This is a genomic window from Sorangium sp. So ce726, from assembly GCF_051521405.1.
GTDB lineage: Bacteria > Myxococcota_A > Polyangia > Polyangiales > Polyangiaceae > Sorangium.
Map to the genome: position 1 here is coordinate 10,988,082 of NZ_CP150349.1, position 14,648 is coordinate 11,002,729.

Sequence of the window (14,648 nt, forward strand, 5' to 3'; positions counted from 1 at the left end):
GCTCCAGCAGGTCGCCGAGGTCCTGACTAGCGTGGGGGGCGGGCCATCCCCGTCTCGCTGCCACCACCCGCCCCGCCGGCGCCCTCCTGCCCGCCTCCCTCGCCCTCCTCGCATTCGTCGCCCTCATGGCAGTTGTCGCCGCCGCAGCCGACGGCGCTCGCGGCGGACGCCATGGCGACGATGGCCGCCAGCACGAGGGGATAACGATGTTGCTCAAGCATGGAGATCTCCTTTCTCGATGATGCGTTCGGGAATGGGAGGCGCTGCAACGGCAGGCGCCTCTCCCGCATGAAACAAACGATAGAGGGTCGGCAGGATCAGAAGCGTGAGGGCCGTCGACGAGAGGATGCCTCCGATCACGACCGTCGCGAGCGGCCGCTGCACCTCGGAGCCGGTGCCGGTCGCGAGCGCCATCGGGACGAAGCCGAGGGCCGCGACGAGCGCCGTCATGAGCACGGGGCGGAGCCGCGCGATCGAGCCGTGGAACACGGCATCGTCGAGCGACTCGCCCTGCTGGCGCATGTTCTCGATGAAGGTCACCATCACCAGGCCGTTGAGCACGGCGACGCCCGAGAGGGCGATGAACCCGATCGCCGCGGAGATCGAGACGGGCAGCCCGCGGATCCAGAGCGCGAAGATGCCGCCGGTCAGCGCGAGCGGGACACCGGTGAAGATCAACAACGCATTCTTCAGCGTCCCGAAGGACAGGAAGAGCAACCCGAAGATGAGCCCGAGCGCGACGGGCACGACCAGGGCGAGCCGCTGGCGTGCAGCGATGAGGTTCTCGAACTGCCCGCCCCACGCGGTCCAGTAGCCGGCCGGGAGCTTCACCTCCGCGTCGATCCGCTGCTGCGCCTCGGCCACGAAGCTCCCGAGATCCCGCCCGCGCACGTTCGCCTGCACAACGACCCGGCGTTTGCCGTTCTCCCGGCTCACCTGGTTGGGCCCCTCCTCGACGGCGATCTTCGCCACCGAGCCGAGCGGAACGAACGCCGCGTGCTGCTCCGGTCGGTCCGTCGCCGAGACGGTTCGCGTGGCGGCTTCCGGGCGGTCCGCTTCCGGGAGCGGGACGGGCAGGTTCTGGAGCGCGCGAATGTCACCGCGGATCGCGTCGGGGAGGCGGATGACGAGCTCGAAGCGCTTGTCTCCCTCGAACACCTCGCCTGCGCTGATGCCCCCGACCGCTGCCTCGATCACCGCCTGCACGTCGGCGATGTTGAGCCCGTAGCGGGCGGCGGCGTCCCGGTCGACGTCGATCGTGAGCACCGGCAGCCCGGTGACCTGCTCGACCTTCACGTCGGCGGCGCCCGGCGTCTTTCCGAGGATGCCGCCGATCTTCTGCGCCTGCTTGAGCATGACGTCGAGGTCATCGCCGAAGACCTTGACCGCGACGTCGCTCCGCACGCCCGAGATGAGCTCGTTGAACCGGAGCTCGATGGGCTGACTGAACTCGTAGTTCTGCCCGGGCAGGTCCTTGATCACCTCCTCGATCGCCTCCGCGAGCTCCTCCTGCGTCTTCGCTTTCTTCCACTCGCTTCGCGGCCTCAGCATCAGGTACGTGTCGGAGACGTTCGGGCCCATCGGATCGGTCGCGACCTCGGCCGTCCCGGTCCGGGCGAAGATGTGCTCGATCTCGTCGGGGAACCGCTCCTTGAGCACGCGCTCGAGCTGCATCTGCATCTCGACGCTCGTGGTGATCCCGATGGACGGGATCCTCGCCGGCTGGAGCGCGAGGGCGCCCTCGCTGAGCTTGGGCGCGAACTCGCTGCCGAGCCGCGTCGCGACGAGCCCCGAGACCGCGAGCAGGGCGATCGCGCCCAGCACCACCGTGCTGCGGTGGGCGAGGGCCCAGCCGATGATCCACTCGTAGCCGCGCTTCGCGTGCCGGAAGAGGAAGTTCTCCTTCTCGGACACCTTGCCGGTCAGGAGGAGCGCCACGAGCGCGGGGATGAACGTCATCGACAGGATCGTCGCGCCGGCGAGCGCGAGGACCACCGTCTCCGCCATCGGCCGGAACATCTTCCCCTCGATGCCCGTGAGCGTCAGGATCGGCAGGTAGACGATCGCGATGATGATCTCGCCGAAGATCGTCGCCTTCCGGACCTCCTGCGAGGCCTCGTAGGCCAGCTCGATCCGCTCCTCGCGGGTGAGCACCCGCCCGAGCCGGTGTTGCTCCTCGGCGAAGCGCCGGACGCAGTTCTCGACGATGATCACCGAGCCATCGACGATGAGGCCGAAGTCGATCGCCCCGAGGCTCATCAGGTTGCCGCTGATCTTGCCCTCGACCATGCCGGTGATGGCGATGAGCATCGAGAAGGGGATGGCGAGCGCGGCGATGAGCGCGGCGCGGACGTTGCCGAGCAGGAGGAACAGGACGACGACGACCAGCGCCGCGCCCTCGAGCAGGCTCCTCTGCACGGTGCTCAAGGTCGCCTCGACCAGGTAGGTGCGGTCGTAGACGGTCTTGGCCGTGACCCCCTCAGGCAGCGACTTGTTGACCGACTGCATCCGCTCGCTGACGCGCTGCGAGACGGACCGGCTGTTCTCGCCGACGAGCATGATGGCCGTGCCGATGACGACCTCTTGCCCATCCTCGGTCGCGGCGCCCGTGCGGAGCTCACGGCCCACGCCCACCTCGGCGACGTCCCCGACGCGGATCGGGACGCCGTCGTGATGGCCGACGAGGATGCGACGGATGTCGTTCTCGCCTTGAACGAGCCCGGTCGCGCGGATCAGGTACTGCTCGCCCTTGTGCTCGATGTAGCCGCCGCCTGCGTTGGCGTTGTTGCGCGCGACGGCCTCCAGCACGTCGCGGAACGACAGGCCGTAGCCGACGAGCTTCGCCGGATCGGGCGAGACCTGGTAGAGCTGCTCGTAGCCGCCGATCGAGTTGATCTCCGTGACGCCCGGCACCGTGCGGAGCTGCGGGCGCACGATCCAGTCCTGGATGGTGCGCAGATCGGTGAGCTCGTAAGGTTTGCCGTCGGGCCGCCGGGCCTCGGGCGAGGCCTCGAGCGTCCACATGTAGATCTCGCCGAGCCCGGTCGCGATCGGGCCCATCTGCGGCTCGCCGAGGCCGGGCGGCAGGCTCTCCTTGGCCGCCGCGAGGCGCTCGCCCACGAGCTGGCGCGCCCAGAAGATGTCGGTGCCGTCCTTGAAGATGACGGTCACCTGCGACAGGCCGTAACGCGAGAGTGACCGGACCTGCTCGACGCTGGGGATGCCGCCCATCGCCCACTCGATGGGGAAGGTGACGCGCCGCTCGACCTCGACGGGCGACAGCGCCTTGACCGAGGTGTTGATCTGCACCTGGACGTTGGTGATGTCGGGCACCGCGTCGATCGGCAGACGGTTGAAGTTGTAGACGCCGAGCGCTCCGACCGCGAGCGTGAGGACCACGACGAGCCAGCGATGGCGGACGGAGAACGCGAGGATCTTCGCGAGGAGGGTGAGCATCGGTTCCTCCTCAGTGCGCGTGGTCGTGGCCTGCCTCGGATTTCCCGAGCTCGGCCTTGAGGATGAAGCTGTTCTTGCCGACGTAGCGCTCGCCCGCGGCGACGCCGTCCAGCACCTCGACGAGCTCGGCGCCCTGCGCGCCTGGAGCCTTGCCCTGGCGGCCGGACTTGATGGCGCGGGCCTCGAACGCGTCGCCCTCCTGGACGAACACGACGTCCTTCCCCTCGACCCTTTGCACCCCCTCGTACGAGACGACGACCGGCGCGTCGACCTGATCGACGGCCACGTCGGCGGTCACGAACAAGCCGGGCCGCCATGCAGCGCCAGGGTTCTTCAGCACGACGCGCGCTGTCGCCGAGCGCGTCTGCTCGCCGACGACCGGGCCGACGTAGGTGATCTCGCCCTCCGCGGGCTCCTCGATGCCCTCCGCCCGCACGCGCGCGGTCTGGCCGGCGCGGACGCGGGCGAGGTCCTTCGCGTACACCGTGACGTTGACCCAGATCGTCGAGAGATCGGCGACGACGAACGCCTGCGTGTCGTCCTTGAGCACCTCGCCGATGTTGATGTGCTTCTCGATGATCGTGCCGTCGATCGGCGCGATGAGCGCGTACGCGCCTCCCTTCGCCCCGGAGCCCGCGCCGGACGACGCCTGGAGCTTCTGGGCGGCGCTGCGATGCTCGATCTTCGCCTCGGCGAGCGCCTGCTTCGCCGAGAGGTACTCCTTCTCCGCGGCGATCTTCTCCTTCCAGAGCGCCTCTTCGCGGTTGAAGTTTGCTTCCGCGAGCTCGAGCCGCTCCTTCGCGGTCAAGAGCTCCCGCTGGAACTCCGCGAACTCACGGCTATCGAGGATCGCGAGCACGTCGCCCTTCTTCACGGTGTCGCCGAGCTGCTTCCTCACCTCGCGCGCCGTGCCGGAGACCCGCGGCGTGACGTGGGCGAGGGCTTCGGCGTTGAGCGCCACCTCTCCCGGGAGCGACACGGTGTCCGCGACCTTGCCCGGGCCGGCCGCCAGGATCTCGAGCCGCGCGTTGTTGAGCGCCTCGGCCGACAGCTTGATCTTGCCCTCCTCGTGCTCGCCCTCTTCGCGCTCGCCGTGACCGTGCTCGCCCTCTTCATGCTCGCCGTGACCGTGCTCGCCGTGCCCATGGGCCGCCTCTGCCGGCGCGCCGTGGTCGTGCCCTTCGTGCTCGTCGGCGCCGTGGTCGTGAACCGAGTGGTCGATGAGCAGCGCCCCCGTCACCGCTGCGGCGAGCAGCAACACAAGTCCCCCGGCCAGCGCCGCGATCTTCGCGCGCGTGAGCTCGATCTTCATCTTCGCGGCGCTCATTGCGGAATCCTCCCCGCCGCGACCAGGAGCTCGATCTTGGCGTTCGCATGGGCGTGTTCGGCGTCGAGGAGCGCCGCCTGGGCGTCGAGCGCCTCGCGGCGCACGAGCAGGACGCTCGCGAGGTCGTTCTCCCCGAGCTCGTAGCCTCTCGTCGACAGCGCCACGGCCTGCGTCGAGAGACCCGCGGCAGGCGCGAGGTGGGTGAGCGCGTTCCTCGTCGCCTCGTAGCGCGCGTAGAGCCCCTGGATCTCACCCGCCGCGCTGGCCCGGCTCGCTGCAAGGCGGGCGGTCGCGGCGTCGACCTCGGCCGCGGCCGTCGCTACCCCTGCCCGGTTCGGGTTCAGGATCGGCACCGGCAAGGCGAGGCCGATCATCCCGATGTTCGCCTGGTCGTCCCGCTCGTACTGGGCGAGCACGTTGACGGTCGGCCATCGTCCGGCCAGCTCTCGACCCGATCTGGCCCTGGCCGCCTCCACCGCCGCCAGGGCGGCGCGCACATCGGCCCGCTGATCGGCCTCGCGGAGCAGCGTCGCGAGCGGAGGCGGGGCTTCCTCGGGTACCAGCGCGCCCGTGACCGCGCCGTCCTTCGACGCCTGGCCCAGCATCGACCGGAGTCCCAGCAAGTCGGCCTGACGCGCTCCAAGGGCGGTCGCCTCGGCGGCGGCGTCGCGCCCCTCCTGGAGGCGCGCGAGCGCCACGTCGACCTCCGGCACCTCCCCCGCCTTCTTGCGCTTCTCCGACGCGGCGACGAGCCGCTGGCCGAGCGCGCGGCGCTCGGCCGCGAGGGCGACCTGCGCCTCGTCGCGCAGCACGAGCGCGTGCTGAAGGAGCGCGGCCAGCAGGAGGCGCCGCTGCGTCTCGTCGGCGGTGGCCAGCGCGGCGCGCTGCTCCGCCTTCGCGGCCTCGACGCGCGTCCCGCGCCGGCCGCCCAGCTCCAGCGGCCACGACAGCGAGGCCACGGCGGCGGCCGGCCTGCCCCCATCGGGGTTGAAGCGGATCCCACCCATCCCGGACAGGACCGGATTTTCGAGCGAGATGACCCCGGCGGCGGTGACGGCGGCGCCGGCGACGGCAGCCTCGGAAGAGGCGGCGCGCGCGGCCGGCGCAGCGCGCACGAGCTCGGCGATCCGAGCGCGCGTGAGCGGGACCTCGGCGGCGGCGGCCGCATCCGGCATCAAGAGGTGGAGAACAGTCGAGGAAATGACGACCAGACGACGTAAATGCGCACGGAACATGGACGGCAGCCCTCGAGCGCATCGAGCGCTCGCGCGAAGAACCGCGGTTCTGCCCGGTCAGGATCGCGCGAGAGGGCCGAGCCACGTCCGCGCGGCGCAGAGGCGCTCACGCGCTCCTGTGCTGCGGCCGTGCTCGTGGATGCGAACCTGACGCGGGCGCCTCAAGCGCGCGGGCGTCGGGGTGGCCGTTCGAGGCGGTGGGTAAGGGAGCGCCCTGGCATCTCGGGCGGCGTCGAGGCGACGATCTCGTACGCCTCGAGAAGGCTGTAGGGCAGCACCTCGCCCAGGGGCAGGGTCATGGGGATGCGGCCGCAAGCGCAGTCGTGGCAGCTCGGCGGACACTCGCGGTGCGGGCGGTCCGGCTCCTCGTCATGACTCTCCTCTGCGGAGGACGACGCGAGCATCGGGTGCTCGCAGGCGATCGCTATGCCGAGCGCCTGGAGGGTGTGGCCCTGAGCGATGAGACCGACGACGAGGAACACCGGAAGCACGGCGCAGATCCAGCGAAGGATCGCGCTGCGTGGACGGTGGGGTCGCCGGACGCCGGACATCTTCTGGGAGAGTGGAGGAAAGCACGGCAACCGTCAAGGAAGCCCTTGCTTCGCCGAGGAGAGGCGAGGCCGCGGGGGGACCGTTGGCCAGCCACGCTCCCGTCGTGCATGGAAGGCGCCGTCCGTCCCACGTTGCCACCGGCCTGGAGAGATCTCAGGGGAAATAGCTCCAGGGCATCTGCGCGTGTCCGAGGGAAGCCGTCGACCTGGAAGGGAGCCGGAACACGCGCAGCACCTCCGAGACGAACGCCCGCGGATCCTGCGTGATGTAGAAGTGATCACCAGCCATCGCGCGCAGCTCGACCCGACCTTCCAGCCAGAGCTTCCACGCCTCCACTTCGTCCTGACGGGCTTCATCGTCGGCGGATCCGTGGAGCAAGAGGGTCGGCGTCCGGAGACGCTTGGTACAGCGGTCCAGCGAAAGGCGGTAGCTCTCCGACGCAAGGAAGTCGCCGCGCAGCATCGGCAGGAACACCTCTCTGAGCTGCGCGTCGGTGCGGAATTCCGCGGGACACCCCCCCAGGCGGATCAGCTCCTCGACGAACCCCTCGTCATCGAGGGGGCTGAGCATGCGGCGTGGGATCAGATGGGGAGCGTGGCAAGCGGACAGGACGAGTCCGGCTGGCGCCCGGCCCCACTGCTCGAGCAAGCGGCATGCTTCGAACGCGATCTGCGCCCCCACGCTGTGGCCTACCAGAAGCCACTGGCCGCTGGGCGGCTCCGCGCACAGCTCGTGCGCGAGCTCGGACGCGGCGTGCTGAACGCTCCGCATGCCGGACTCGTGCAGACGATGGTCGCGCCCCGGGTAGGTCACGAGGGACGCCGAGACGTCCACATGCGCCATCGCCTTCCAGCTGCGGAAGGCGCTGTGGCTCCCACCGCCGAAAGGGCACACGATCAGGTGCGGGCTGGACGGGGCAGACGCGCTCACGATGCGACGCAAACTTCGGGTAGATCTGTTCATGGGTTCTCGGGTCGGTGTTGATGTCTCGAGGAACGATCGGCGTCTGAACCGTGGCGAAGGCCTCCACTACGTGGACAGGGCCGGCGAGGCGCCACAGACCTGCTTCGCCAGGGCCCGCTTGTTGACCTTGCCCACGCTCGTCTGCGGAAAGCTCTCCAGGACCTTCAAACGATCGGGCAGCTTGAACGCAGCCACCCCCAGGCGGCTGAGATAGGCGTTCACCTCGGCGAGCGTGGGCGCTTCACCGCGCGCGATGATGCAGGCACAGGTGCGCTCCCCCATCGTGGCGTCCGGGATGCCGACGATGGCGACGTCACGGATCGCCGGGTGAGCCATGAGATAGTTCTCGAGCTCCTCGACCGGGACCTTCTCCCCTCCCCGGTTGATCACGTCCTTGCTCCGGCCTTCAACCACCAGATGCCCGCTGGCGAGCCGCCGCACCAGATCCCCGCTCCGATAGAAGCCGTCGGCGGTGAACGCCCGACGATTGTACTCCTCTGCGCGATAATATCCTCGGATTGTATAGGGACCGCGGACCTGAAGCTCACCGACCTCGCCGTCCGCCACCTCGACATCCGAGGCGTCGACGATCCTCACCTCGTCGTCCTCGGCGACCGGCAGGCCTTGCGTGTTGATCACGGCGGGCTCGGGGTCGTCGAGCCGCGTGAAGTTGAGCAGCCCTTCTGCCATGCCGTAGACCTGCTGCAGCCCGCAGCCGAGGACGGGTCGGACACGCGCCGCCGTCTCGGCCTTGAGGCGAGCGCCTCCCGCCTGGATCCACTGCAAGCTGCTCAGATCGGCCTGCACCCACTCCGCCGCCTCGAGCCACAGCAGGACGAGCGGCGGGATGAGGGCGGTCACGGTGATCTTCTCCTGCTCGATCAGTCGAAACGCCGCCTCGGGGCTCGGGTCCTTGCAGAACACCACGGTGCCGCCGGCGTACAGGGTGCCGAGGGCGCCTGGACACCCCAGGGCGAAGTTGTGCGCGATGGGGAGGCTCACCAGGTACCGGGTATTCGCGTCCAGGGCTGTCACATCGGCGCTGAGGCGGACGTTGCAAACATAGTCGTCGTGGGTGCGCGGGATCAGCTTGGGAGCGCCGGTCGTGCCGCCCGACAGCAAGAGCAGGGCGACATCGCGCGCGTCCGGCCCAGCCATGATCTCCGGCGGCGCGTCCACCTCGGAGAGCGGCACGAACTCCTCTGCATCACCCACCACAAGGACATGCCGGAGGCTCGCCACCCGCTTGCACACCGAACGGGCGAGCGCCCGGTAATCGAAGCCAACATGCGTGTCAGCGATCACATAGGCGACCGACTGGGAGAGCTCTGCCAGGTGCACGATCTCCGTCTCTCGATGCGCCGGCAGCGCCAGCACCGGGATGGCCCCGATCCGGAACAGCGCGAAGCACAGGGGCAGAAACTCGGCGATGTTGGGCAGCTGAACCAGGACGCGCTGCTCCTCCGCGATGCCGAGCCGGCGCAGCCCCGCGGCCAAGCGATCCGCGCGCTCGTCGAGCTCCTGGTACGTCCAGCGACGCGCGCCGTCGACGACGGCCACGCGCGCCGGGGTCGCTCGGGCCCGCGTGCGCAGCATCTCACCCAGGCGCTCACCTCGCCAGTACCCCGCTCCCCGATAACGATCCACGAATTCAGCGGGCCAATCGACACATCCACTCAACATAGGAGCTCCCTCGCTTCCACCGACGCTCGTCGGCGCTCAGTGTCCTGCGCTTCGATGCGCGCGGCTCAGGTCAGCGTTCGGGCGGGCGGGCAGCACGGCCGCGCCGTGCAGGAGGGTCGGGTCGAGATCGGCGGTCAGGCCGGCGATCTCGATGGCGCGGACCCCCGTCACCTCGGCGTGCTCGAGCGCGAACGTCGGGTCGTCACCGACGATCCGGCGCACCGCCTCTCGATGCTCCGCGCGGACCCCCATGCGCACCCGGCTGAGCCTCCTGGCCCCGTTCGGATGGCGGTTCTCTCTCGGATGTTGAGGCGGATCGTAGGGGGTCACGATGAACGGGAGACGATCGTTCGCCGGATAGGCAAACTTGAAGCGGATCTCCTGGCCATCGGGCTTCGTCCGCCGCCACCCGATGGCTCTGCCGACGGGGACCCCTGCCTCCCGCAGCGCGGCGAGCTCACGGTCGAGGGCGTGCGTGTCCACCACGACCGCCACGTCGCAGAAGCCCTCACCGTCCTCGGACCAGCGGATCATCCGCTTGCCCGAGCCGCGCCCGGCCATCAGCTCGATCGGCCACTTGAACCACCTCGCGCTGCGCGGCGTGGTGAGCAGCTCGACGATGGGGCCTTCCGTGAACCAGATGTGCGCGTGCTGGGCCTTTCTCTCGGGTGTCGCGTAGTCCACCTTGAACCCGAGCTCTCTGTAATCGCGCACGGCTTGATGAATGTCGCGCACCCATAGCAATACGTGGCTGCAAGAAGTCGCCATGTTCAGTTCTCCCGAGCGCCAGGCGCTCGATCAACGCGCGCCGCTCCCGGCCGCATCGAAGGCCGCAGCGCGCGCCGCCGCACGCAGCTCGTCGATGGGGAGCGGCTCCGGGGTCTCCGGTCGGATGAGCTCGGGCATCCCGATCCGCTCCGTCAGATCACGCCACGCGAGCGACACGCCCAGGGCCCACTGGCCGCTGCGGACACGGCGGGCCGGGTCGGCGATGTCGCCGCACAGGTCGTGCAAGGCGAACACGACCGCGTCGGGCCACGTCCGCGCGAACACGTCGTGATAGTTGCGCGTCTGCTGGTCGCCCAGGATCAACGTGCTCTCCACAGCGAGGCGGTCGGTGCCGGGGCCGCTCATGATCAGGCGCCCTGTCGGATCGCGCGGCGAGTGCATGCGCGGATTCCAGAGGACGGGGCCGTGGGTGTCGGCCAGGGTCAGCACGCCAGCGTCACATCCGAGCGAGATCCTGTGCATGAGCAGCGAGTGATTGTCTGGATCCTCGGGGTGGACCTGGTTCTGCACGCGGAGCGTCACGGGCACGCCGCCGAGGGTCGCGCTCAGGCTCTGGAACGGCTGGCCCGCGGCCGGCGAGGGCCGGTCGCCTCGCGGCGCACATTCGGAGAACGACCACGGGCGCAAGTCGCCTGCAGCGCGGCCGATCACGTCGAGCAATGGATAGGCGACCTGGCTGTTGCAAGCGGCGTCGATGAACTGGATGCGCTGGCGCTTCCTGATGTACTCAGCCGCCGCAAGGAACTGCCGGATCGGGCGCACGTTCGGGTACAGCGTGTTGACCGCGTACGCGGCGCCCCCCCGCTTCGCGGCCTTCAGGCACGCGGTGATCTCCGTGGCGTGCACGGGATGCTCCTGCAGCACGTGGATCCCGCGCTCGAGCAGCGTCTTGGCCAGATCGGAGCCCGGGCCGCCGGTCGCCCCCGAGCGCACCACCACGCAGGCGATATCGATGTCCCCGGGGATGTCCTCCACCCTGGTGTAGAGCGGCGCTCCGTAGCGCTCGGCGCACTTCCTGGAGAACTCGCTGCCGCGCCCGAGCACGCCGGCCAGCGTGAACGAGTCCTGCGCCGACGCGACCGCATCGAGGTAGATGCGCCCGAAGGCGGTGCCGGCGACGACGACGCGCTTCTTCTTGCCGCCGCCGGCGCTCACCAGGTCACCTGCATCGTGAGCGGCCCGCGGAAGAACGTCGCGGTCTTCCACTGGACGTCGGCGTCGAGGCGCAGATCCGGCAAGCGGGTCACGAGCGCTCTCAGCGCTTCCTGGAGCTCGACCCGGGCCAGCGACGCGCCGATGCAATAATGCATCCCACAGCCAAACGCGAAGTGCGCCCGCGCGTCCCGATCGAAGTCGAGCCGGTGTGGATCGGAGAACTTGCGGGGGTCGTGGTTGGCCGCGCCGACCGACGCAAACACGGGCTCCCCCGCGCGCACCAGCGAGTCGCCCACCTGGACGTCCTCGGTGGCGTAGTGCGGAAACATCGCGGCGGACGCGAGCGGCACGAAACGGAGCAGCTCCTCGACCGCCTGCACCACGATGCCAGGATCCGACTTGAGGCGCGCGAACTGCTCCTGATGGGTCAGGAGCGTGTAGATGAAGTTCGGGATCTGCGAGGACGTGGCCTCGTACCCCGCGATCAGGATGGCGATGCAGAGCTGGACCAGCTCGCGCTCGTTCAGGCGGTCGTCCACGTCGTGGGCCTCGATGAGCGCGCTCATCAGGTCGTCGCCCGGCTCGGCCCGGCGCAGGCGGATCAGCCCCATGATGTACTGGGACAGCTCGCCGAGGTTCCGCTGCGTCTGCTCCGCGGTCTGCGTGTTGGTCGAGAGCAGGGAGTCGTTCCACTCCTTGAACTTGGACTGATCCGCCACCGGAACACCCAGGAGCTCGCAGATCACCGACATCGGGATCGGCAGCGCGTAGTCCCGCACGAGATCCGCAGGGGGACCTTTGGCCACCATCTTGTCGATCAGCTCGTTGGCGAGCTCTCGGACATGCGGGCGCAGCTGCTCCACGCGCCGGTTGGTGAACGCCTGGGTGACCAGGTTGCGGATGCGGGTCAGCTCGGGCGGGTCCATCATGACGATCCCGCCGGCGATGCGCGGGAGCGCCCTCGGGGCGTCCGCGCGCTTCGTGGCCTCCTCGCGGCTGAACCGCCGGTCGGACAGCACGAAGCGGACGTCCTCGTAGCGGGTCGCGAGCCACGCCGGCTCGCCGTAAGGCAGCTTGACCTTGAGCAGCCCCGGCGTTTGCTGAGCGCGCGAGTACGCAGAGGCGAGCGCGATGCCGTCGAAGAGGTTGAATGGATACTGGATGGGGGGATTCGTCGCGGTGGTCATTGCGTTCGTCCTTGTGATGTCGCCGTGGGAAGCGGGCGGGAATCAAAGCGCCGGCGGCGCGCGGCCCAGTCCTGCAGCCGCTCGCGGTCGAGGGCGCCGCCTTCGGCGAGCGGCAGTTCATCCACAATCTCGATGCTGGCGGCGGCTCCCAGGCTCCCGCCGAGATGCTCGGAGAGGCCCTCCGAGGTCAGCAGCACCCGATCCATCTTGGTCCGGGCTGCGAACACACGATGGCCGAGCCGCTCCAGCGGGTGGCCGTCCCGGGGCAGCCCGAGGACGCGCTGCAGGCCAGCGCCGTCCAGCGCCGCGTTCCACTGAGGCAGCGAGAGGAACGTCGACTCCGTCTCGGCCCTGCCGTCGCTGGCGTCGTCCAGCATGAAGGCCTGGGACGCCATCACCCAGAACTCTTCGACCGTGGGCTCGGTCAGGACGAGCCAGCCGCCGGGGCCGAGCAGCTCGTTGAGCCAGCGGAGGGAGGCATCCGTGTTCCGCGCGGCGTTGAGCACGCCCCCGCCGATGATCACGTCGAACGAGTTCGGGACGAAGCCCTGTTCTCTCGGCGCGACGTTGATGTCGTAGAGGCCGAAGCGCACGCACCGGTGCGCGGTGAGCCGCGGGGCGGCCTGATCAAGGAAGTACCTGGAGACGTCGGTATAGAGGTAGTCGACCTCGGCGCCCGAGAGCTCCGGCAGGAGCGACTCGGAGGTCGCTCCCGTGCCGGCGCCGACCTCGAGCAGCCGGATCGGCCGCTGCCCGGGCCATTCCCTGGCAATCCTGCTCACGAGGAGGCTGACGGCGCGGTGCTGGTACCGGGCGGCGATGCTCTCGCGGTACAAGGCCCTGGCGAGGTCGGTGCGCCCTTCCGGGAACAACAGGTGGACGGCCCGCACGGCGCCGGAGATCAGGTCAGGCAATCGGTCGGCGTTGCGGAGCGCGTAGTCGATCGTGCCGGCCGCGCCGACCGTGGCCAGCCACTCGCCCTTCAGCTCGTCCCATGCGCGCGCCAGGGCGGCGTCCGAGAAGTCGCAGACCGGGCCCACGGCGCTCAGCAGATCGCCGTCCCGGCGCAGCAGCTTCTGCTCCGTGAGCACCCTGAGCCAGCGGCGGATGAGCGGCCGGTGCGCGGCGGCGACCCGCGCCCGCGCGAGCACGTCGTCCACGGTGTGCGCGGCGGCCGTGTCGGTAAAAAGGCCGCTGCGGCCCAGCGCGTTGAGCATCGACAGCAGCGCTGTTTGCCCCAGCCGCTCCACGGCCGCGATCGCCCGGTTCAGGTCGGTCCCGGCGAATTCCGCGTCCAGCGCGGCGGTCGCCTTGGAGATCAGGCGCTGTCCGCTCGCGTCCCCGTCGGCGTCGTCGCTGGCACGCTTCGCGGGGACGGCAAAGACCGCCCAGCCGTCGCCGTCGGAGGGGATCACGGCCGCCGCCGCCACGCTCGGATGGCTCATGACGAGCTCCGCGATGCGCGCCGCTTCTTGCTCGGCTCTGCGCAGCTCGCGCTCCACCGGGACGAGCCCGGCTTCACCGGCGATCCTGTCCACGAGCTCTGCGCCGAAGACGCGCCGCACGGCCGCGGACGACTCGGCGGACAGCGCTCCACCGGCGCCTGCGCCGGCGTCGTACACGATGCGCCGCAGCGTCCCGAGGTCGGCGAGCGCGGCCGCCGGGTGAGCCAGGAGGCTGCGCAGCAGCGTCGCTGACACGATCGCGCAGTCCGGGGCCGCTCGCTCGAGGAACGAAAGGGCCTTGGCCGGGCTCGCGGCGCTCGCGTGATGGTGGACGGCTGCACCGGCGCTCCAGCTCGCGAACACCGCATCCCCGCCGAAGCCGGCCAGCGGTGAGAGCACCGCCGTGCGCGCAGGCGAAGCGCCGAGCGCGTCGCGCAGGGCAGCGACCGACTCGCAGAACACCGCCCTCGACCACACGAACGATCCGCGAGCCACGGAGAACGGCGCGTCGTCCACCAGGCGGGGATCGCAGGCGCTCGCCCCGCCGAGCGCGGACAGGTCAGCGTCGGTGATCCTCAGGGCATCACCGCCGTCGCTCGCTGGCTGCTCGGCGGAGAACCGCGCGCCGAGCAGCATGGCGGCCAGCCGGACGGGCAGGGCCTGCGGCGCGTCTCCGGCGCTCCAGCTCAGCGCGCGGCCCGCGACGGCTCCGCGCTGGCGCAGCGCCGTGACAGCGCGGTACGTCGCGTCGAGCACCTCTGCTCCGGTCCACTCGCGCCCGCTCGACACCAGCGCCGCTCGGCTCCCGAGGCGCTCCAGCCCATCGATGATCTGTCTCACGGTCATGGCACCTCGT

The 14,648-nt window shown here is 70.0% G+C and carries 11 protein-coding genes; all 11 read right to left on the reverse strand.

The genetic code is table 11. The annotated features are described in order from the left end of the window. Nucleotides 1–26: 26 nt before the first annotated feature. The 11 genes from WME79_RS40900 to WME79_RS40950 all read right to left on the reverse strand — a co-directional run bounded on the left by WME79_RS40900 (nt 27) and on the right by WME79_RS40950 (nt 14,638). Entirely contained in the window at nt 27–221 is a 195-nt protein-coding gene (locus WME79_RS40900) for a hypothetical protein (RefSeq protein WP_437526286.1), read from the reverse strand. Beyond that, nucleotides 214–3,456 (reverse strand): efflux RND transporter permease subunit, encoded by a 3,243-nt coding sequence (locus tag WME79_RS40905; RefSeq protein ID WP_437526288.1) that lies wholly within the window; start codon nt 3,454–3,456, stop codon nt 214–216. The genes WME79_RS40900 and WME79_RS40905 overlap by 8 nt, the downstream gene beginning before the upstream one ends. Before the next feature lie 10 nt (nt 3,457–3,466). Then, a complete protein-coding gene (locus WME79_RS40910; RefSeq protein WP_437526290.1) occupies nt 3,467–4,783 on the reverse strand; it encodes an efflux RND transporter periplasmic adaptor subunit in 1,317 nt (438 codons plus the stop codon). Further along, nucleotides 4,780–5,958 carry a TolC family protein gene (locus tag WME79_RS40915; RefSeq protein WP_437526293.1) on the reverse strand — a complete coding sequence of 393 codons (1,179 nt, stop codon included), beginning with the start codon at nt 5,956–5,958 and terminating at the stop codon, nt 4,780–4,782. The genes WME79_RS40910 and WME79_RS40915 overlap by 4 nt, the downstream gene beginning before the upstream one ends. A 221-nt stretch (nt 5,959–6,179) precedes the next feature. Continuing rightward, entirely contained in the window at nt 6,180–6,509 is a 330-nt protein-coding gene (locus WME79_RS40920) for a hypothetical protein (RefSeq protein WP_437526296.1), read from the reverse strand. A gap of 214 nt (nt 6,510–6,723) precedes the next feature. Continuing rightward, a complete protein-coding gene (locus WME79_RS40925) occupies nt 6,724–7,533 on the reverse strand; it encodes a thioesterase II family protein (RefSeq protein WP_437526299.1) in 810 nt (269 codons plus the stop codon). Nucleotides 7,534–7,599: 66 nt separating this feature from the next. Continuing rightward, nucleotides 7,600–9,216: a (2,3-dihydroxybenzoyl)adenylate synthase gene (locus WME79_RS40930; RefSeq protein WP_437526302.1), complete on the reverse strand. Its 1,617-nt coding sequence runs from the start codon at nt 9,214–9,216 to the stop codon at nt 7,600–7,602. A gap of 36 nt (nt 9,217–9,252) precedes the next feature. Further along, the gene (locus WME79_RS40935) at nt 9,253–9,984 is read right to left on the reverse strand and encodes a VOC family protein (RefSeq protein ID WP_437526305.1); all 732 of its coding nucleotides are present in this window, start codon (nt 9,982–9,984) and stop codon (nt 9,253–9,255) included. A gap of 30 nt (nt 9,985–10,014) precedes the next feature. Further along, the gene (locus tag WME79_RS40940; RefSeq protein WP_437526308.1) at nt 10,015–11,160 is read right to left on the reverse strand and encodes a Gfo/Idh/MocA family oxidoreductase; all 1,146 of its coding nucleotides are present in this window, start codon (nt 11,158–11,160) and stop codon (nt 10,015–10,017) included. After that, complete coding sequence (locus WME79_RS40945) at nt 11,157–12,347, reverse strand: cytochrome P450 (RefSeq protein ID WP_437526311.1); 1,191 nt, start codon at nt 12,345–12,347, stop codon at nt 11,157–11,159. Before WME79_RS40945 ends, WME79_RS40940 begins: the two co-directional genes overlap by 4 nt. Further along, entirely contained in the window at nt 12,344–14,638 is a 2,295-nt protein-coding gene (locus WME79_RS40950; RefSeq protein WP_437526314.1) for a methyltransferase, read from the reverse strand. The genes WME79_RS40945 and WME79_RS40950 overlap by 4 nt, the downstream gene beginning before the upstream one ends. Between the last annotated feature and the right edge of the window lie 10 nt (nt 14,639–14,648).